This is a genomic window from Blastococcus sp. TML/C7B, assembly GCF_016612845.1.
Taxonomy (GTDB): Bacteria; Actinomycetota; Actinomycetes; order Mycobacteriales; family Geodermatophilaceae; genus Blastococcus.
Map to the genome: position 1 here is coordinate 2198857 of NZ_JAEOAA010000001.1, position 18546 is coordinate 2217402.

At 75.8% G+C, this 18546-nt stretch carries 15 protein-coding genes and 2 pseudogenes; 12 read left to right on the top strand and 5 right to left on the bottom strand.

The features are described from left to right. Window positions 1-14: 14 nt before the first annotated feature. A complete protein-coding gene (locus tag JKP76_RS10705; protein WP_200490812.1) occupies window positions 15-1808 on the bottom strand; it encodes an acyclic terpene utilization AtuA family protein in 1794 nt (597 codons plus the stop codon). Window positions 1809-1952: 144 nt separating this feature from the next. Here JKP76_RS10705 and JKP76_RS10710 point away from each other — a divergent pair, with 144 nt between their 5' ends. Then, entirely contained in the window at window positions 1953-3275 is a 1323-nt protein-coding gene (locus JKP76_RS10710) for an amidohydrolase (protein WP_200490813.1), read from the top strand. A 4-nt stretch (window positions 3276-3279) separates the two neighbouring features. Here the strand turns inward: JKP76_RS10710 and JKP76_RS10715 are convergent, their stop codons facing one another. Further along, window positions 3280-3975 (bottom strand): hypothetical protein, encoded by a 696-nt coding sequence (locus tag JKP76_RS10715; RefSeq protein ID WP_200490814.1) that lies wholly within the window; start codon window positions 3973-3975, stop codon window positions 3280-3282. A 187-nt stretch (window positions 3976-4162) separates the two neighbouring features. Between JKP76_RS10715 and JKP76_RS10720 the strand changes: the two genes are divergently transcribed. From JKP76_RS10720 to JKP76_RS22370, 8 genes and pseudogenes are all read left to right on the top strand, one after another. Next, window positions 4163-4870 (top strand): bifunctional 2-polyprenyl-6-hydroxyphenol methylase/3-demethylubiquinol 3-O-methyltransferase UbiG, encoded by a 708-nt coding sequence (locus JKP76_RS10720; RefSeq protein ID WP_200490815.1) that lies wholly within the window; start codon window positions 4163-4165, stop codon window positions 4868-4870. Beyond that, window positions 4870-5130, top strand: a pseudogene (locus tag JKP76_RS22360) (NAD-dependent epimerase/dehydratase family protein); the annotation flags it as partial. The gene JKP76_RS10720 and the pseudogene JKP76_RS22360, both read left to right, overlap by 1 nt. A gap of 58 nt (window positions 5131-5188) precedes the next feature. Continuing rightward, window positions 5189-5935, top strand: coding sequence for an NAD-dependent epimerase/dehydratase family protein (locus JKP76_RS10725; RefSeq protein ID WP_255522638.1), 747 nt, complete (start codon window positions 5189-5191; stop codon window positions 5933-5935). Beyond that, window positions 5932-7296: a hypothetical protein gene (locus JKP76_RS10730; protein ID WP_200490816.1), complete on the top strand. Its 1365-nt coding sequence runs from the start codon at window positions 5932-5934 to the stop codon at window positions 7294-7296. The genes JKP76_RS10725 and JKP76_RS10730 overlap by 4 nt, the downstream gene beginning before the upstream one ends. Before the next feature lie 32 nt (window positions 7297-7328). Beyond that, window positions 7329-8003, top strand: a complete 675-nt coding sequence (locus tag JKP76_RS10735; protein WP_200490817.1) for a glycosyltransferase family 2 protein — start codon at window positions 7329-7331, stop codon at window positions 8001-8003. Beyond that, window positions 8000-8674, top strand: coding sequence for a DUF2064 domain-containing protein (locus JKP76_RS10740; protein ID WP_309229815.1), 675 nt, complete (start codon window positions 8000-8002; stop codon window positions 8672-8674). Before JKP76_RS10735 ends, JKP76_RS10740 begins: the two co-directional genes overlap by 4 nt. A gap of 401 nt (window positions 8675-9075) precedes the next feature. Continuing rightward, a pseudogene (locus JKP76_RS24015) lies at window positions 9076-9624 on the top strand (molybdopterin-binding protein); the annotation flags it as partial. 85 nt (window positions 9625-9709) lie between these two features. Beyond that, entirely contained in the window at window positions 9710-9868 is a 159-nt protein-coding gene (locus tag JKP76_RS22370; RefSeq protein WP_309232913.1) for a molybdopterin-dependent oxidoreductase, read from the top strand. A gap of 433 nt (window positions 9869-10301) precedes the next feature. Here the strand turns inward: JKP76_RS22370 and JKP76_RS10750 are convergent, their stop codons facing one another. After that, a complete protein-coding gene (locus JKP76_RS10750; RefSeq protein ID WP_200490818.1) occupies window positions 10302-11705 on the bottom strand; it encodes a serine hydrolase in 1404 nt (467 codons plus the stop codon). A 139-nt stretch (window positions 11706-11844) separates the two neighbouring features. Between JKP76_RS10750 and JKP76_RS10755 the strand changes: the two genes are divergently transcribed. Beyond that, window positions 11845-13194, top strand: a complete 1350-nt coding sequence (locus tag JKP76_RS10755; RefSeq protein WP_200490819.1) for an ammonium transporter — start codon at window positions 11845-11847, stop codon at window positions 13192-13194. Between the two features lie 85 nt (window positions 13195-13279). On the opposite strand, the gene JKP76_RS10760 is transcribed toward JKP76_RS10755, so the two are convergent. After that, on the bottom strand, window positions 13280-13900 hold the full coding sequence (locus JKP76_RS10760) for an XRE family transcriptional regulator (RefSeq protein ID WP_309229814.1): 621 nt from the start codon (window positions 13898-13900) through the stop codon (window positions 13280-13282). Window positions 13901-14022: 122 nt separating this feature from the next. Here JKP76_RS10760 and JKP76_RS10765 point away from each other — a divergent pair, with 122 nt between their 5' ends. After that, window positions 14023-15180 carry an AAA family ATPase gene (locus tag JKP76_RS10765; protein ID WP_200490820.1) on the top strand — a complete coding sequence of 386 codons (1158 nt, stop codon included), beginning with the start codon at window positions 14023-14025 and terminating at the stop codon, window positions 15178-15180. A gap of 90 nt (window positions 15181-15270) precedes the next feature. On the opposite strand, the gene JKP76_RS10770 is transcribed toward JKP76_RS10765, so the two are convergent. Then, window positions 15271-16674: an HNH endonuclease signature motif containing protein gene (locus JKP76_RS10770; protein ID WP_200490821.1), complete on the bottom strand. Its 1404-nt coding sequence runs from the start codon at window positions 16672-16674 to the stop codon at window positions 15271-15273. A 478-nt stretch (window positions 16675-17152) separates the two neighbouring features. Between JKP76_RS10770 and glnT the strand changes: the two genes are divergently transcribed. Further along, a complete protein-coding gene (glnT, locus tag JKP76_RS10775) occupies window positions 17153-18538 on the top strand; it encodes a type III glutamate--ammonia ligase (protein WP_309229813.1) in 1386 nt (461 codons plus the stop codon). Window positions 18539-18546 lie beyond the last annotated feature (8 nt).

An 18546-nucleotide genomic window follows, 5' to 3' on the forward strand; every position in this document is an offset into this window, starting at 1 on the left:
TCGTGTGGTCTGGCTCACGGCAACGTCGCGGAACGGCCGGCCCATTCCTCGGGCACCGGCACCAGCTTGGAGCGCAGGTACTCGCCGACGGACTTGCCGATCTGGTCCACCCGCAGGTTCGACGAGCCACCGGTGCCCAGCAGCCCCTCGAGCACGAAGTGGACGGCCCGCAGGTGCGGGAACTCGTGCCGCCGCAGCGTCAGCTCGCGCGCCTCCGGCATGAGCGCCCGCAGCCCGTCGGTGGTCAGCGTCGTCCGCAGCCACTCCCAGTGCGCCGGGTCGCTCACCCACAACCCCACGTTGGAGTTGCCGCCCTTGTCGCCGGCGCGGGCGTGCGCGAACTCGCCGAGCAGCACCCGCCGGGTCGCCCCGGCGTCGGCGGCGGGGGAGGGCTCGGGGTGGCGGGGCTGGGCGATCTCGTCGTCGGTCGCCGTCCGGGACGGCGTCGGGGCGTCGAGCACCGTGCCGTCGGCCAGCACCGCCCGGTGCACGAGCACCTCGGCCGGCACGAGCGCCGGCCAGTAGTCGATCCGGGGCCACGGCTCGCGGGCGGCCTGCGCGTGCCCGTCGTGGTGGAAGCCGGGGAAGCCCTGCAGGTACAGGCCGCTCACGGCCGACGGGAACGCCCGCAGCTGCTCGCGCTCGCGGGCGGTGGCGATCACCCGGATCGGCACGGTCGCCGCCCACTGGGTCGCCGGGTCCGGCGCCGCGGTGCCCAGCGCGGTCACGTCCAGCTCGTCGACGACGTCGCCGAGGAGCAGCTCCAGCTGCGCGCGCAGCAGGTCCACCTTCGCCTCGACGTCCGGCGAGGTGCAGAACAGCATCGTGGAGATCTCGAAGCCGATCGGCGCGAAGACGGCGACCTTGGCGGTGACCGGCGGCGGCGACCCGGTCACCGGCCCGATGGCCACCCGGTCCGGGCCGACCTGCGTGAGCTGCACCGTCTCCAGGTGCACCGTCGCGTCCGGGTTGAGGTAGCGCGGGCCCTGGATCTCGTAGACCAGTTGGGCGGTCACCGTGTCGACGGTGACCATCCCCCCGTCGCGGGCGTGCTTGGTGATGACGCTGCTGCCGTCGGCGGCGATCTCGGCGATCGGGAAGCCGGGCCGGGTCATGCCGGGCACGCTGCGGAAGCCGGAGAAGTTGCCGCCGGTGGCGTGCGCGCCGCACTCGATGATGTGCCCCGCGGTGACCGCGCCGGCCAGGGCGTCCCACTCGTCCGGCGTCCACCCGTGCCACCACGCGGCCGGGCCCACCGTGAGCGAGGCGTCGGTGACCCGCCCGGTGACGACGATGTCCGCGCCGGCCCGCAGCGCCTCGGCGATGCCGAAGCCGCCGAGGTAGGCGTTGGCCGCGATCGGCTCCACGCCCCAGTCCTTGAGCGGCGCGTTCGTGTCCAGGTTCTCCAGCGCGTGCCCCTCGGCGTGGAACTCCTCGAGCCGGCCGACCAGGTTGTCGCCGTCGACGTGCGCCACCTCCAGCGCCAGCCCGGCGTCGGCGACCAGCTGCCGCACCGCGGCGGCCATGCCCGCCGGGTCGAACCCGCCGGCGTTGGTGACGACCTTGATCCCGCGCTCTGCCAGCACCGGCAGGTGCGGGGCGAGCTGCCGCAGGAACGTGGGGACGTAGCCGCCGCGTTCCGGGTTCTGCCGGTAGGTGGTCGACAGCGAGGCGAGGGTGACCTCGGCCAGGTAGTCGCCCATGAGGACGTCGACCGGGTCGCCGGCCAGCGCCTCCTCGATCGCGGTGAACCGGTCGCCGAGGTAACCGGAGAAGTTGCCGATGCGGATCGGGCGGCGGTCGGTCATGTGCGGACCGTAGCGAAGCGCTGCCGGCCGGCGGACCCAGGGTTGTGCCGCCGGTCACCCCGGGTCGGTGACGGCGGCCACGTGCCGGGATACGGTCGCCTCCCGATCCGCCGGCCACGGCCGACCACCCAAGGAGCCGCCGACGTGAGCCCTGCCGACGTCCTCGCAGACCTGGAGCACATCTACCGGGACCTGCACGCCCACCCGGAGCTCGCCTTCGCCGAGCACCGCACGGCCGGGATCATCGCCGAGCGGCTCGAGGCGCTGGGGTACGAGACGACCACCGGCGTCGGGCGCACCGGCGTCGTGGGCGTCCTGCGCAACGGGCCGGGGCCGACCGCGCTGCTGCGCGCCGACATGGACGCCCTCCCGGTGGAGGAGGAGACCGGCCTGCCCTACGCCAGCACCGCCCGGGGGACGGCGGCCGACGGCTCCGACACCGCGGTCATGCACGCCTGCGGTCACGACGTGCACGTGACCTGCCTGCTCGGTGCCGCCGCCACGCTGGTCGCCGAGCGGGACACCTGGAGCGGGACGCTGATGCTGGTGTTCCAGCCGGCCGAGGAGGTCGGCGGCGGCGCCCAGTCGATGATCGACGACGGCATCTTCGACCGGTTCGGCAAGCCCGACGTCGTGCTGGGCCAGCACGTCTCGCCGCTGCCCGCGGGCCTGCTGGGCCTGCGCAAGGGCCCGGCCTTCGCCGGCGCCGACATGCTGCACATCGTGCTGCACGGCCGCGGTGGGCACGGCTCCCGGCCGGAGACGACCGTCGACCCCGTCGTCATGGCCGCCGCCACCGTCATGCGGCTGCAGACCGTCGTCTCCCGCGAGGTGGCCGGCAGCGAGTCCGCCGTCGTCACCGTGGGCGCGATGCACGCCGGCAACGCCGGCAACGTGATCCCCGAGCGCGCCGAGCTGCGGGTGAGCCTGCGCTCCTACGACACCGAGGTGCGCCGGCGCCTGATGACCTCCATCGACCGGATCGTGCGGGCCGAGGCCGCCGCCTCCGGGGCTCCGGAGGAGCCCGAGGTGAACCTGAAGGAGTCCTTCCCCGTCCTGGTCAACGACCCCGATGCCGGCAAGCGCACCATCGAGGGCTGGGACCGCGACCTCGGTCCTGGGCTGACCGTCGACCCCGGCCCGGTCACCGGCAGCGAGGACGTCGGCATGCTCGCCACCGCCGCGGGCGTGCCGCTGGTCTACTGGCTGCTCGGCGGCGCCGACCCGGCCGCGTTCGCCGGGGTCACCGACCGCGAGGGCCTGCAGCGGGTCGTCCGCGACCTGCCGTCGAACCACTCGGCGCAGTTCGCGCCGGTCATCGAGCCCACGCTGAGCACCGGGGTGAAGGCCCTGGTCTCGGCCGCGCGCACCTGGCTGGCCCGCCGAGGGCCGCCGGTAGCACCGGGCGCAGACGCGCAGGAGGGGTGGAGCCGACCGGCTCCACCCCTCCTGTGCGTTGCCGGCTAGCGCATCAGCTGGTCGGCACGGTGATCGTCGCGACGCCGATGAGGAAGCCGCCCGCGAGGGCGTCGGTGTCGAAGGTCGTGTTCAGCAGCTCGGCGGCCTCGGCGCTGAGCAGCACCTCGGTGCCCTGCAGGGTGGCCTCGCCGCCCTCGATGGTCGGCGGGTTCAGCGTGCTGCCGTCCAGGTCGAACAGCGGGGCGCTCGGCACGGCCAGCTCGCCGTTGACCGAGACGTCACCGAACAGCCGCGACGGGGTGCCGGGGTCGATGGTGAAGTTGGTCAGCTCCACCGTGGTGCCACCGGCGGTCAGGCTCAGCCCGCTGCCCTGGTGGAACAGCGTGCCCTGCACGTAGGGCTTGTAGCCGGTCGACTTGTCGAACACGGTCACGGTGCCACCGGTGATCGGGAAGCTGACCGAGCCGTCGGCGAGCGTCGCGCCGCCGACGGTGCCCGGCGTGAGGCCGAGGCTGCCGAGCGCGTCCACGAAGGCCGCGTCCAGGGCGACGGCGGTGCTGCCACCGGCCGGGATCGCCGGCAGGGAGGCGACCGGCTCGGGGCGGGCGAACTGCGCGCTCTCCGAGGAGGAGCTCGACGTCGTGGCGTCGTCGGCCGAGGCGTCGTCGCTGCAGGCGCTGAGGCCGAGGGCCGCGGTGAGGGCCACGCCGGCGACCAGGAGCTTGGCGGGGGAGCGGAACTGCGTCATGGGATCTCCTCGTTCGATCGGATGTCAGCAGGCCTTCGACCCGAGGTCCGCGATCGGATTGCCCCCGACGCGAACTTCCTCGATCGGGTTCGGGGTGAACCGGACCGCCTCCCCGGCACGAACGCCTGCACGTGAGTCGAATCCGCAGCGCCGTCGCCCCCCGCCCCGCGACCCCGGGCGCGGGCCGATGAGCCTCGCGATCGCCGAGCCGGCGCCGGCCGACCTGTACGACACCGCGCTGCGGTCGGCCGGCTCCCCGGCGGAGCGGTGGCGGTGGTTCGCCCGGTACGAGGGCGGCGGCCGGCACTCGCTGGCAGGTGCGCTCGGCCAGTGGGTCGGCACCGCCGACGACGCCGACCGCGAGCTGCTCGACCGCGCCGAGGGCACGGTGCTGGACGCCGGCTGCGGGCCGGGCCGGCTGGCCGCGGAGCTGGCCGGGCAGGGCCGGGAGGCGCTCGGCGTGGACACCTCGCGGGAGGCGGTGCGGATCGCGCGGGGGCTCGGTGCAACCGCCGTCCGGCGGTCGGTCTTCGAGCCGGTGCCCGCCGAGGGCGGCTGGGACACCGTCCTGCTCGCCGACGGCAACATCGGCATCGGTGGCGACCCGGTCGCGCTGCTGTCCCGCTGCCGTGAGCTCCTGACGCCCACCGGCCGGGTGCTGGTGGAGCTGGGGCGCCCCGGCACGGGGCTGCGCGCCGGCCGCGTCCGGCTCGAACGCGGTGCCGAGAGGGGCAGCTGGTTCCCGTGGGCGCAGGTCGGTGCCGACGCCGTCGCCGGGCCCGCCGCGGCCGCCGGCCTCGAGCCCGTCACCACGTGGGAGCGGGACGGCCGCTGGTTCGCCGCCCTGGCGCCGGTCGCCGGCGACGCGCCCGTGCTGCGGCTGCGGGCCTCCTGATGCGGGTGCTGGTCACGGGCGGCGCCGGGTTCATCGGCGGGCACGTCGTCGAGGCCTACGCCGCCGCCGGCCACGAGGTGCGGGTGCTCGACGCGCTGCTGCCCGCCGTCCACCCGGCCGGCAGCACACCGCGGCTGCCCGACGGTGTCGAGTTCCACCACGGCGACGTGCGCGACGCGGCCACCGTCGACCGGGCGCTGGACGGCGTGGACGCCGTCTGCCACCAGGGCGCGATGGTGGGCCTGGGCGTCGACGTGCAGGACATGCCGGAGTACGCCGGCATCAACGGGCTGGGCACGGCGGTGCTGCTGGCCGCCCATGGCGCGCGCCGACGTCGGCCGGCTGGTGCTCGCCAGCTCGATGGTCGTCTACGGCGAGGGCCGCTACGCCTGCCCCGTGGACGGCGTGGTCCCCGCCGCCGCCCGGCGCCGCGCGGACCTGGACGCCGGCCGGTTCGAGCCGCCGTGCCCGCGGTGCGGCCGGCAGCTCGCGTGGGACACCGTCGGCGAGGAGACCCCGGCCGATCCGCGCAACACCTACGCCGCCACCAAGCTGCACCAGGAGCACCTGGCCGCCGCGTGGGCGTCCGCGACCGGCGGCGGAGCGGTCGCGCTGAGGTACCACAACGTCTACGGCCCGCACATGCCGCGGGACACCCCGTACTCCGGGGTGGCGGCGATCTTCCGCAGCGCCCTGGAGGCCGGCCGCGCGCCCGCGGTGTTCGAGGACGGCGGCCAGCAGCGCGACTTCGTGCACGTCACCGACGTCGCGCAGGCCAACCTGTGCGCGCTGGCGGCCGAGCCGCCGGAGGGGGCGCTGCGCGCGCACAACGTCGCCTCGGGCTCCCCGCACACCGTGGGCGACATGGCCCGCGCGCTGGCCGAGGCGTTCGGCGGCCCCGAGCCGCGGACCACCGGCGAGTACCGGATCGGCGACGTGCGGCACGTCGTCGCCAGCCCCGAGCGCGCGGCGCGGGAGCTCGGCTTCCGGGCGCGGGTGACCTTCGCCGACGGCATGCGCGCCTTCGCCACCGACCCGCTCCGCCCGGCCGCACCGAGCCGGTGACCACCGCCCCGCCCCGCCCCGCCGGGACGACGACGCCCGCGCGCGGCCGCACCGCCCGCGGGCTCGCCGTCGTGCTGGTCGCGGCGGGCGTGCTGGCCGTCTGGCTCAGCGGCCGGCGGATCACCCGGGACGGCGGGCAGCTCAGCCTGCGCGAGGGCTACGTCGTCGTCGGCCCGTTCGACGTCGTGCTCACCCCGCGGATGCTCCTGCCGGTGGCCGTCGCGGTCGCGGTGGTGCTGTGGGGTCCGGCGACGGCCCGCCGGCTGCGCTGGCCCGCGGTGCTCGCCGCGAGCACCGCGGGCGCCGCGGCGTGGGCGGTCGCGCTGGCGCTCAGCAGCAGCTGGTCCGCGCTCGCCGCGCCGATGGCCACCGAGCACGAGTACGTCGCCGACGTCGGCCGGGTCGGGGGCCTGCGCACCTTCCTGGCCACCTTCGTCGACTCGGTGCCGGTCGGCTCTCCCGATCCGTGGGTCACCCACGTGTCGGGGCACCCGCCGGGTGCGCTGCTCGCGTTCGTGCTGCTGGACCGGGTGGGGCTGGGCGGACCGGGCTGGGCCGCCGCGCTGTGCATCGCCGGGGGCGCGCTCGCCGTCCCCGCCGTGCTGGTCACCGTCCGGGTGGTCGCCGACGAGGCCGCCGCCCGGACCGTGGCGCCGTTCGCCGTCCTGCTGCCCGGCGCGGTGTGGATCGCCACCAGCGCGGACGCGTTCTTCGCCGGCGTCACCGCCTGGGGCGTGGCGCTGCTGGCGCTGGCCGCCGCACGGTTCCCGGCACGGGCCGGCTGGGTCCGCGCCCTGGCCGGGGGCGTACTCCTAGGGCTGAGCCTGTACCTGTCCTTCGGGCTGGCCGCGGCGGGGCTGCTCGCGCTGACCGTCGTGCTGCTGCAGCGGGCGCGCCTGGACTGGGCCGGCGTGCTGCGGGTGCTCGCGGTCGCCGCCGCCGGGGTGCTGCTGGTGGCCGCGCTGTTCACCGCCGGGGGCTACTGGTGGGTCGAGGGGATCGAGGCGGTGTCGCAGCGGGTCCGCGACGGCGCCGCGTACGAGGACCGCGCCGCGCAGGCGACCTGGTTCCTGGCCGCCAACCTCGCCGCGGGTGCGGTCGCCGCGGGGCCGGCCGTGGTCGCCGGGCTGGCCGGCGTGCGCGGCCGGGTGGCCTGGCTGCCGCTGGCGTCGCTGGGCGGGGTGCTGGTCAGCGACCTCTCCGGCCTGGTGCTCGGCGAGACCGAGCGGATCTGGCTGCCGTTCGTCGTCTGGCTGCTGCCGGCGACGGCGTCGTTGCCGGCCCGCTCGCACCGATTCTGGCTGGCGCTCGCAGCGCTATTGGCGATCACCGTGGAGGTGACCGTCCGGACGCCCTGGTGAACCGGACGCGGGCCCCGGCACGAACGCCGGTCATGGCTGCCCCCGCTGAACCGCCGCCGGTCGACGTCGTCCTGCCCTGCCTGGACGAGGCGGCGTCGCTGCCGTGGGTGCTCTCCCGCCTCCCGGCCGGCTACCGGGCGATCGTCGCGGACAACGGCTCGACCGACGGCTCGGCCGCCGTCGCCACCGCGCACGGCGCGCTGGTCGTGCACGTGCCGCAGCGTGGGTTCGGCGCCGCCGCGCACGCCGGGCTGGAGGCGGCGACCGCCGACCTGGTCTGCTTCTGCGACGCCGACGGCTCGATGGACCCGGCGCAGCTGCCGCGGGTCGCCGGGCCGGTGCTGGCGGGGGAGGCCGACCTGGTGCTGGGCCGGCGCCGCCCCGCGCGCGGGGCGTGGCCGGTGCACGCGCGGATCGCGAACATCGCGCTGGCCCGCATGCTGCGCCGGCGCACCGGCCTGCGGCTGCACGACCTGGGCCCGATGCGGGCAGCCCGCCGGTCCGCGCTGCTCGCGCTCGACCTCACCGACCGCAGGTTCGGCTACCCGCTGGAGATGGTCACCGCGGCGGCCGACGACGGCTGGCGCATCCGGGAGGTGGACGTCGACTACGCCGTGCGCACCGCCGGCTCGCGGTCGAAGGTCACCGGCACCGTGCGCGGCACCGCCCGCACGATCCGCGACATGAGCGCGGTGCTGGCCCGGTGACCGGCGCGCTGCGCACCCGGGCCCTCGTCATCACCAAGGCACCGGTGCCCGGGCGGAGCAAGACCCGGCTCACCCCGCCGTGCAGCCCCGACCAGGCGGCCGCCATCGCTGCCGCCGCGGTCGGCGACACCCTCGACGCGGTGCGCGCGGCTCCGGTGGCCGGCCGCGTCGTCGCGCTGGACGGGCCGCCGGGAGCGCTCGACCTGACCGGCTTCGCCGTCGTCCCGCAGGTCCAGGGCGACCTGGGCACCCGGCTGGCGGCAGCGTTCACCGACGCCATGGCCGGCTCGACCGCGCCCGTGCTGCTCATCGGCATGGACACCCCGCAGGTGACGCCCGAGCTGCTCGCCCGGTGCGCGGAGCGGCTGGAGGCGGCCGGCCCGGGGACGGCGGTGCTCGGCACCGCACCGGACGGTGGCTGGTGGGCGCTCGGCGTGCACCGGCCGGAGGACGCCGCGGTGCTGGCGACGGTGCCGATGTCGCGCGAGGACACCGCCGTCCGCACCCGTGCGGCGCTCGAGGGGCGCGGCCTCGTCGTCGTCGACCTGCCCGAGCTCACCGACATCGACCACTTCCCGGACGCCGTCGCGGTGGCCGCGCTGTGCGCCCCGGGGAGCCGGACGGCGCGGGCGGTCGCCGCCACGGCCGCGGACGTGGGCAGCCCGGCGTGACCGTCCTCGACCGGCTGCTGGGGGCACCCGTGCCCGGGCCGCCCGAGGCCCTGCGCCGCGGGCCGTTCCGCGCGGACGCCTTCTCCAGCCCCCTGCACTCCGAGCGGCGGGCCGCCCGGAGCGGGGTGTGGCTGGGACTGGCCTTCGCGGTCTGCTTCGCCACCGGGCTGGTCAGCCACCTCGTGCAGCACCCGCCCGGCTGGTTCGTCTGGCCCGCCTCGCCGTCCTGGCTGTACCGCGTCACCCAGGGCCTGCACGTCGCGACCGGGCTGGCCGCGGTCCCGCTGCTGCTGGTCAAGCTCTGGACGGTCTACCCGGCGCTGTTCGCCTGGCCGGTGGCCGGCACGGTCGCGCGGGTCGTCAGCCGGCTGTCGGTCCTGGTGCTGGTCGGGGCGGCGGCGATGCAGCTGGTCACCGGCATCATCAACACCGCCCAGTGGTACCCGTTCGGCTTCTTCTTCCCGGTCGCCCACTACTGGACGGCATGGATCGCGATCGGTGCGGTCGCGGTGCACGTCGGTGCCAAGGCCCCGGAGATCCGCCGCGGGCTGGCCCGCCGGAGCAGCCCGGTCGCCGACGCCGCCGAGGTGCGGGCCGAGGAGTCCGGCCCGGTGCCGCGGCGGGCGTTCGTGCTGGCCGCGGGCCTCGGCGTCGGGGCCGTCACGCTCACCACCGCCGGCCAGACGTTCTCCCCGCTGGGCGCGGTCTCGCTGCTCGCGCCCCGGCAGCCCGGCGTCGGCCCGCAGGGGCTGCCGGTGCGGCAGACGGCGCGGGCCGCCGGCGTCACCGACGTGGGGCCCGGGTACCGGCTGGTCGTCGAGGGACCCGACCGGCTGGAGCTGACGCTGGCCGACCTCGCCGCCTTCCCCCAGCGCACCGAGCGGCTGCCGATCGCCTGCGTCGAGGGCTGGAGCGCGAACGCGACGTGGACCGGGGTCCGGCTCGGCGACCTGCTCGCCGCGGCGGGGCTGCCGCGGGACACCGAGGTCGTCGTCGAGTCGCTGCAGGAGCGCCGGGCTGTACCGGCGCTCGACCGTGGCGCCCCCGCACGCCCGCAGTCCCCGGACGCTGCTGGCCACCGGGTTGAACGGGGCGCCACTCGACCCGGACCACGGCTACCCGGTGCGGTTGATCGCGCCCAACCGGCCCGGCGTGCTGCAGACCAAGTGGGTCACCCGGGTGGCGCCGGCATGACCGCTCCGGACACTTCTGGTCTCTGGTGGCGCTGGCTCCTCCTGCTGCCCGGGCTGGCCGCCGTCGGCTACGGCGCCTCGGGGCTGGTCGCCACCGACGTGCCGCTGCGCGCCTGGGCGACCTGGTTCGTCGGCAGCGCGCTGCTCCACGACCTGGTCCTCGCGCCGCTGTGGATCGGCCTCGGCCGGCTCGCGGTGCGCCTGCTGCCGCGCCCGGCCCGTCCGGCCGCCGTCGTGGGCGGTGCGGTGTCCGGGGTGCTCGCGCTCGTCGCGTTCCCGTTCGTGCTGGGCTACGGCGCGGACCCGGGCAACCCGTCCTTCCCTGCCGCACGACGTCGGCCGCAACCTGCTGCTGCTCGTCGCCGCGGTGCTCGCCGCGGCCGCCGTCTGGGGGACCGCCGCGACCGTCCGCGCCCGCCGGGACGGGTAGCGCGTCATCGCCCGAGCGCGTCAGGGAGGGACGCCGTCCGGCGGTGGGTCACCCCGCCCAGGCGCACCGCGGTCACCGTCCCGCTGCCGTCTCGCTCCAGCCGGACCAGCTCGCCGGCCGCCCCGAACCCGGGCTGGGCTGCCAGCCGCAGCGTGCCGTCGTCGACCACCTGCGCCTCCTCCATGCCGTGCAGGGGGTCGGCGAGCGTGGGGCGCAGCAGCACCAGCCGGCCGCCGAGCTCGGCGACGTCGAGCACGCCCCACAGGCCGGTGAACCGGCCGGTGAAGGCGCTCGGCGGCGGGGCGTCGGCCGGGGGTGGCGGCACCTCGGCGCGCGGGGTGAGGGCGGCGTCGACGAGCGCGACCAGGCCGTGCGCGAGCTCCTGCGCGGGTCCGTCGATCGCGTTGGTGAGCACGCTGACGACCAGCCCCGCGGTGGGGTCGGCGAGGGTCAGGGTGATCTGGCCGGGCCAGCCGCCGCTGTGCCCGACCAGGGCGCGCTCGCCCACGGTGGAGAGGTCGACGCCGAGCCCGTACCGGCCGACCTCCTTGCCGTAGGCGGTGACCACCGAGTCCAGCCGCTGCATCACCCGCTTGGCGTCGTCCGGGATCAGCCGCTCGTCGCCGTGCACGAGCGCGGCCTGGGCGAAGGCGCTCAGCTCCTCGGCGGTCGACCAGAACCCGGTGGCCGGGGCGTAGGCGCCGGTGGGAGCGTGCCCGAGCACCTGCCGGGTCTGCGCGCCGAGCAGCAGCGCGGTGTGCCCGGCGGCGTACTCGTCGGCGCGGGCCGGGTCGTGGTCGGCGCCGGTGCGGGTCAGGCCGAGCGGGGTGAGGACGGCGTCGCGCACGTGCTCGGCGAAGGGCCGGCCGGTGACCGCCTCGACGGCGAGCCCGACCAGCGCGTAGCCGACGTTGGAGTACTTGAAGCGCTCGTTCCGCCCGTGCACGACGCCGTCCGGCAGGACCTCGTCGAGCAACCGTGCGCGGTCGGGGAAGGCCGCCTCCAGCTGCCAGAAGTCGGCGTGCGCGCCGTCGCGGGTGACCCCGGACTGGTGGCCGAGCAGCTCGCGCACGGTGGCCCGCGCCAGGGGCGAGCCGGCGAGCTCGGGGACGTGGGTGCCGATCGGGTCGTCGAGCCGCATCCGGCCGGCCTCGACCAGCTGGAGGACGGCGGTCGCGGTGAACGTCTTGGAGTGCGAGGCGACGTGGAAGAGGTGTTCGGTGGTGAGCGGCGCGCCGGTGCCGGCGTCCGCGACGCCGACCGCCGCGGAGAGCAGCAGCTCCCCACCCGAGCGGACGGCGACCTGCACGCCCGGCACCCGGCGGTGCGCGGCCTGCGTCTCGAGCCAGGTGCGCAGGTAGCCCGCTGCGGCGCGGGTTGTCGCGGTGGGGTCGGCGCTGGTCGTCACGCCGTCGAGCGTGTCACGGGCGGCGCACCCGGTTCCCGCCCGATGTCACGTGAACGTCACCGGGGATGACCGCGCGGGCAACACACGGGCCGTCTACTGCCGCCTGACAGCGACCACCACCAGTGAACGAGGGGTTCCCGTGGACGTCGGCAGCACTGCATTCATCCTCGCGGCCACGATGGCCGTCGCGCTCATGATCCCGGGCCTGGCGCTGTTCTACGGCGGCATGGTCTCGTCCAAGGGCGTGCTCAACATGATCATGATGGTGTTCGGCGCCGTCGCGGTCGTGGGCATGCTCTGGACCCTGTTCGGCTTCTCCGCCGTCTTCGGCGACTCCTACGGCGGCGCCGGGTTGCTCGGCGACGTCACCGAGTACGCCGGGCTGGGCTCGCTCGTGGCCGGTGACGAGGCGGCCGCGCTGCCGCCGGCGCTGGTGGCGGTGTTCCAGGCGCTGTTCGCGGTCATCACGACCGCGCTCATCGCCGGCGCGGTCTCCAGCCGGGTGCGGTTCGGCCCGTGGCTGGTGTTCGCGGGGCTGTGGGCCGCGCTGGTCTACTTCCCGGTCGCCCACTGGGTGTTCGCGTTCGACTCCGCCGACGGCAGCGTCTCCGGCGGCTGGATCGCCAACACGCTGGGCGCCGTCGACTTCGCCGGTGGCACCGCGGTGCACATCAACGCGGGCCTCGGCGCACTGGCGCTGGTGCTCGTCGTCGGCAAGCGGGTGGGCTGGCCGCGGCAGGCCCGGCCGACCAACCTGCCGCTGGTTGCCCTCGGCGCCGGGATGCTGTGGTTCGGCTGGTTCGGGTTCAACGGCGGCTCGGCGCTGGCGGCGGGGAACAGCGCGGCGGTCGTCATGCTGACCACGTTCAACGCCACGTGCGGGGCGATCCTCGCCTGGCTGCTGGTGGAGAAGCTGCGCGACGGGCACGCCACCACGCTCGGCGGGATGTCGGGCGCGATCGCCGGGCTGGTCGCCATCACGCCGTCCTGCGGGGCGGTGACCCCGCTCGGCGCGCTGGCGGTCGGGGCGATCGCCGGAGCCCTCTGCCCGCTGGCGATCGCGCTGAAGTACCGGTTCGGCTACGACGACTCGCTCGACGTCGTCGGCGTGCACCTGGCCGGCGGCATCATCGGCACCCTGCTGGTCGGCTTCTTCGGCTCCGCCGAGGCGCCGAGCGGCCGCGCCGGGCTCTTCTACGGCGGTGGGCTGGACCTGCTCGCCGACCAGGCGATCGCGACGGTCGCGGTGGTGGCCTACAGCTTCACCGTCTCGCTGCTGATCGCGTTCGCCCTGCACAAGACGCTGGGGCTGCGGGTCTCGCCGGAGGCGGAGGCGGCGGGCATCGACCTCGACCAGCACGCGGAGGTCGCGTTCGACCTCGAGGGGAGCGTCCAGACCCCGGGCACCGCGCCCACGCCGCAGGCCGTCGTCGCCTCGGCGGAGGCGCTGGTGGCACGGTCCGCCGCGGAGGGTCAGCCGACCAGCTGATCCACGGCGGGGGCGAGGGGCCGGCAGCGGGGGATGCCGGCCCCTTCGTCGTGCCCGGGGGTGTGCCCGGTCGTGCGGTCCGGGCTCAGGAGACGTGGCCGTAGGCGGTGACGGCGAGGAAGCGGACCGGCAGCTCGATCAGCTCGGCCGGGCCGTGCGGCCCCTCGCCGTCGAAGACCAGCGAGTCGCCCGGGTGCATCTCGTAGCGGGCCTGGCCGTGGCCGTAGATCATCACGCCCTCGAGCACGTAGAGGAACTCGGTGCCGGCGTGCTGGAAGAGCGGGAAGACCTCGCTGGCCTCGGTGAGGGTGACCAGGAGCGGCTCGAGGCGCTTGTGCTCGCCGCGGAGCGCGCCCAGCAGCTGGTAGAGGTGGCCGACGTTGCTGCCGCGGCGGGCGATCTGCGCGCCGTGGCCGGCCGGGGTGTGCACGGCCTCGCGCTGGTCGTCCAGGCCGCGGAACAGCGCGGTCACCGGGACGGCGAGCGCGTCGGCCAGCCGGGCCAGGCTGGAGAGGCTGCACGAGGTCTGCGCGTTCTCGATCTTGGAGAGCATCGCCTTGCTCATGCCGGTCAGCCGGGCCAGCTCGGCCAGCGAGATGCCCTTGGCCAGCCGCAGCTCGCGGACGCGCATCGCGATGACGTCCTCGAGGTGGCCGCTCGGCGTCTCGTCCGGGGCGGTGGCCGCGGGCTCCGGGGTGACCTCCACCGGTCGAGCATAGGTCGGAGGGCCAGGCCCGAACGGCGCGGCAGCGAGAACGTAACGGGCGGGTAACCCGTCCGGGGTGCTGCTAGCGGGGTCGCGTCGGGCCGCCCCGCTACGGTCGTGCGGTGCTGCAGACGGTCGCGGTCGAGGGGTACCGCTCGCTGCGCAGCCTGGTGGTCCCGCTGGCTCAGCTGACCGTCGTCACGGGCGCGAACGGCTCGGGCAAGTCCAACCTCTACCGGGTGCTGCGACTGCTGGCAGCCACCGCGGACGGGGGAGCGGTGCGGGCCCTCGCGGCCGAGGGTGGCATCGCATCGGTCCTCTGGGCGGGGCCGGAGCGTGCGGCGGACGACGAGGACCTCTCCGGCTCGGTGCGCACCCGGCCGGTGGCCGTGCGGATCGGGCTCGGCGGCGACGACCTCGGCTACGCCGTCGACTTCGGCCTCCCGGTGCCGGACAGCACCTCGATGTTCCAACGCGACCCCGAGATCAAGGAGGAGGTCGTCTGGGCCGGCCCCGTGCTGCGCCCCGCGGCCCTGCTCAGCCGGCGCGCGGGGTCGGCGGTCATGACCCGGGAAGACGGTCGATGGCTCGACACGGGCCGGCGGCTGGCCCGGCAGGACAGCCTGCTGGCCGAGGTGTCCGACATCGAGAGCGCACCCGAGGTGCTGCGGGTGCGCAACCGGGTGCGGGGGTGGCGGTTCTACGACTCTTTCCGCACCGATGCCGGGGCTCCGGCGCGCCGGGCCCAGCCCGGCACGTTCACGCCGGTCGTGGCCGACGACGGTGCCGACCTGGCCTCGGCGCTGCAGACGCTGCGCGAGCTCGGGCACGCGGAGGAGCTCGACGCAGCAGTGGCCGGCGCCTTCCCCGGCAGCCGGCTGGAGGTCGTCGACCAGGACGGGCTGTTCCGGGTGCGGCTGCGCCAGTCCGGGCTGCTCCGGCCGCTGGACGCCGCCGAACTTTCCGACGGCACGCTGCGCTTCCTGCTCTGGACGGCGGCGCTGCTCACCCCGCGGCCCCCGGAGCTCTTCGTGCTGAACGAGCCCGAGACAAGCCTGCACCCCGACCTGCTCCCACCTCTGGCGGAGATGGTGGCGAGCGCGGCCGTTCGCGCCCAGGTCGTGGTGGTGACGCACTCCGCCGCGTTGCGCGGACTGCTGGCTGCGGCCACGGAAGGCGCCGATGTCGCGGACCTGCACCTGGTCAAGGAGAACGGGGAGACGCGCGTCGACGGCCAGGGCATGCTCGACCGTCCCCTCTGGCGCTGGCCGTCGCGGTGAGCCGCGCACGTCGGTAGCGCGCCGTCGACCGGGTGCGCGGATGCGTCGTTCCGGGCTGAGGGATGACGCATCCGTGCGCCCCGTCGGGGGTCAGAAGGGCGGGGTGTCCTCGGCGACCGGGCTGGGTCGGGGTGAGGGCAGGGCTCGTTGCTGCTGGGGGTGGCGCAGGCCGGGTGGGCGGGTGGTCCTCGTGACGCCCGACGGTGTGGTGACGGTGAGGGTGCCGTCGGGGTGCATGCGGTAGCGCCAGCGGCGGGCGAAGGTCTTCAGCCGGTGGTGGGTGCGGCACAGGCAGCACAGGTTCTGGCAGGTGGTTCTGCCGCCGCAGTTGTAGGCGAGGACGTGGTCGGCGTCGGTGCGGCCGGCGGGTTGGCCGCAGCCGGGGTGGCGGCAGGTGCGGTCGCGCAGCCGCAGGAAGCGTTCCTGCGCGGGCGTGTGGTGATAGCCAGGGACCTCGGGTGGGGGGCCGAGGGCGGGGCAGGAGCAGTCCGCGTCGCGGCCGTGGGTGGTGCAGCCGCGGGCGGCGAGGCGGGCGAGTTCGGCGGGGGTGGTGGTGGCCAGCAGCGCGCCGTCGTCGTCGGTCAGCGCCACGGCCAGGCTGCCGCCGGGCGGTGCCTGGACGCCGAGCGCGCCGAGCTGGGCGAGCAGTTCGCGCAGGTGCGCGGCGGTGATCGGGATGCTGCCGAGCTGCGGCATCCCCTCGCCCAGCTGCCGTGGGTCGGTGCCCGCCCCGGTGGCGCCCGCCCCGTAGTCGTCTCGCGCTCCCGCCTCTCCCGCGGAGTCGGCGGCGCCCATCCCTCCCGGGGACCCGGGCCGCCGCAGCGCGGAAAGCGGAGCGGTGATCGTCAGGTGCCCGGTCATCGCCGGGCGGCCGTCGTCGCCGGTGCGCAGCACCAGGGCGGCGTGCGCCTCGGCGCGCAGCACCCCGATCGGCCGGTCGTCCCCGGCGGTGCGCGCGAGCTGCGCGGCTTGGTCGATGACCGACCACATCGCCGCGGCCACGGCCGAGGGGGCCTCGGTGGTCAGCGCCGACATCCCGTCGCCGGTCGGGTAGATGCGCACGGCCGCTCGGCGTTCGGCTTGGACGCGGCGGCGTTCGGCGAACTCCTCGTCCGCGGCAATCGCCGCCGCGACCAGCCGGTTGCGCAGCTTCCCCGACGACAGGCCCGCGGCCTCCGGCAGCACCGCCGCCACCACCGCGGCAGCGACCTCATCCATGGCGCCGGCGAGCACGTCGGCGAACACCTGGGCCCGGAACCAGTCCAGCCGCCCCGCGGCGCAGGCGGCGTGCACCGCCGGCATCCGCGCCACCAGCTGGAAGGCATCGGACAGCAGGCCGACCGCGTACGGGCGCCCGCAGTTCAGCACCAGCGCCACCTCGTCGGGCAGGAACTCCGACGTCCCCGGCACCGGTGAGCCACCGCCGCGGCGCCGCGCGCCGGGATGCCCGGGTGGCGGGTCGTCGGTGTCGGGCCGGTCCGCGGCCAGCGCCATCAGCAGCTCGGCCTTCGTAGGCGTCGTCCATCGCCTTGCGGGCCCGCACCCGCTGCAGCTCGGTGACCTTCTGCTCGGTGGTCAACCGCTGGACCGGCAGCCGCTCGACCGACGGCTCCCGCCACAGCAACCACTCGATCAACCCGCCCTCGGGCTGCTCCGCGGTCACCGTCATGCAGCCAAGCTACGGAGAGGGTCTGACAATTTTCGCTGCTCAGCGGCCTGCGGGCCGAGAAGTTCTCGACAGCTCGCCCGGTGGTGCTACCCGGTCGGGCCCGCCCGGCGAGCCGGTCCCCGCGGTCACCGCGGGCAGCCGGTCCGCCGCGGCCGGGGTGCGGCTGCGCCAGCACGCGAACGAGCTCATGGGACACGACGCAACACGAAAACCCCGCAGGGGTAACGCCGGCGAAACGGAGCCCCCGTCTACTCCTATGCGACAGAGGTTCACAGCAGTGAACAGCGCTCGCCGGAGGTCCCCGTGTCGCTCACCGCCGCCCGCCCCGACGCCCCGCCGGTCCTCGAGCAGGTCCCGCGCACCGCCGAGGCGCCGCTCGCGGAGACAACCCCCGACCTGGCCACGCGCGCCCGCGCCGACGGCGTCGAGTTCATCCTCGCCCTCTTCGTCGACCTCACCGGCAAGCCGTGCGCCAAGCTCGTCCCGATCGAGGCGGTCGAGGAGCTGCAGACCGACGGCGTCGGCTTCGCCGGCTACGCCGTGGGCGCGATGGGGCAGGAGCCGCGCGACCCCGACCTCATGGCGATCCCGGACCCGTCGTCCTACATGCCGGTGCCGTTCCTGCGACCAGGCCTGGCGATCGTGCACTGCGACCCGCACGTCGAAGGCGCGCCGTGGCCCTACGCCCCGCGGGTCATCCTGCGTCAGCAGATCGCGCGGGCCGCCGAGCTGGGCCTCGAGCTCAAGGTCGGCGCCGAGGTCGAGTACTTCCTCGTCGAGCGCGCACCGGACGGCACGCTGCGGCCGGCCGACGCCAAGGACACCGCCGAGCGCCCCTGCTACGACGCCCGTGGCCTCACCCGCATGTACGAGCACCTCACCGCGGTCTCCAAGGCGATCAACTCCCTCGGCTGGGGCAACTACGCCAACGACCACGAGGACGGCAACGGTCAGTTCGAGCAGAACTTCGCCTACGCCGACGCCCTGACCACCGCCGACCGCGTCGTCACCCTCCGGTACCTGCTCTCGGTCATGGCCGAGGAGCGCGGCATGACCGCCACCTTCATGCCCAAGCCGTTCACCGACCGCACCGGCAGCGGGCTGCACCTGCACCTGAGCCTGTGGCGTGACGGCGCACCCGCCTTCCCCGACGGCGGCGACTCGCGCGGCCTGGGTCTGAGCCCGCTGGCCTACTCCTTCGTCGCCGGCCTGCTCGACCACGCCTGCGGCCTGCAGGCGGTGCTCGCCCCCACGGTCAACTCCTACAAGCGCACCGGCGCCACCTCCACCCGCTCGGGCGCCACCTGGTCCCCGCGGACGGCGACCTACGGCGGCAACGACCGCACCCACCTGCTGCGCGTCCCCGACGGCAACCGCGTCGAGCTGCGCGGCGGCGACGGCTCGGCCAACCCCTACCTCGCGGCCGCGGCCGCGCTCGCCGCCGGCCTGGACGGCATCCGCCGCAACCTCGACCCGGGCGACCCCGGCGCCACCAGCAGCAACCCGCTCCCGCCGACCCTCCTGCACGCCGTCGAGCAGCTCGAGGCCGACGCCGTCGTCGCCGGCGCCCTCGATGCCGCCGGCCCCGGGGTCAGCAGCTACTTCGCCGGGCTCAAGCGCGACGAGTTCTTCGAGTGGCACGGCCAGGTGTCCAGCTGGGAGGTCGACCGCTACGTCACCGCCTTCTGACCCGCGCC

Excerpts from the sequence above, each read along its gene's own strand:
- JKP76_RS10725 (WP_255522638.1), top strand. The coding sequence starts at position 5,189 with ATGGCGCGCGCCGACGTCGGCCGGCTGGTGCTCGCCAGCTCGATGGTC.
- JKP76_RS10720 (WP_200490815.1), top strand. The coding sequence starts at position 4,163 with ATGAGCCTCGCGATCGCCGAGCCGGCGCCGGCCGACCTGTACGACACC.
- JKP76_RS10770 (WP_200490821.1), bottom strand. The coding sequence starts at position 16,674 with ATGGCGCTGGCCGCGGACCGGCCCGACACCGACGACCCGCCACCCGGG.
- JKP76_RS10715 (WP_200490814.1), bottom strand. The coding sequence starts at position 3,975 with ATGACGCAGTTCCGCTCCCCCGCCAAGCTCCTGGTCGCCGGCGTGGCC.
- JKP76_RS10705 (WP_200490812.1), bottom strand. The coding sequence starts at position 1,808 with ATGACCGACCGCCGCCCGATCCGCATCGGCAACTTCTCCGGTTACCTC.
- JKP76_RS10735 (WP_200490817.1), top strand. The coding sequence starts at position 7,329 with ATGGCTGCCCCCGCTGAACCGCCGCCGGTCGACGTCGTCCTGCCCTGC.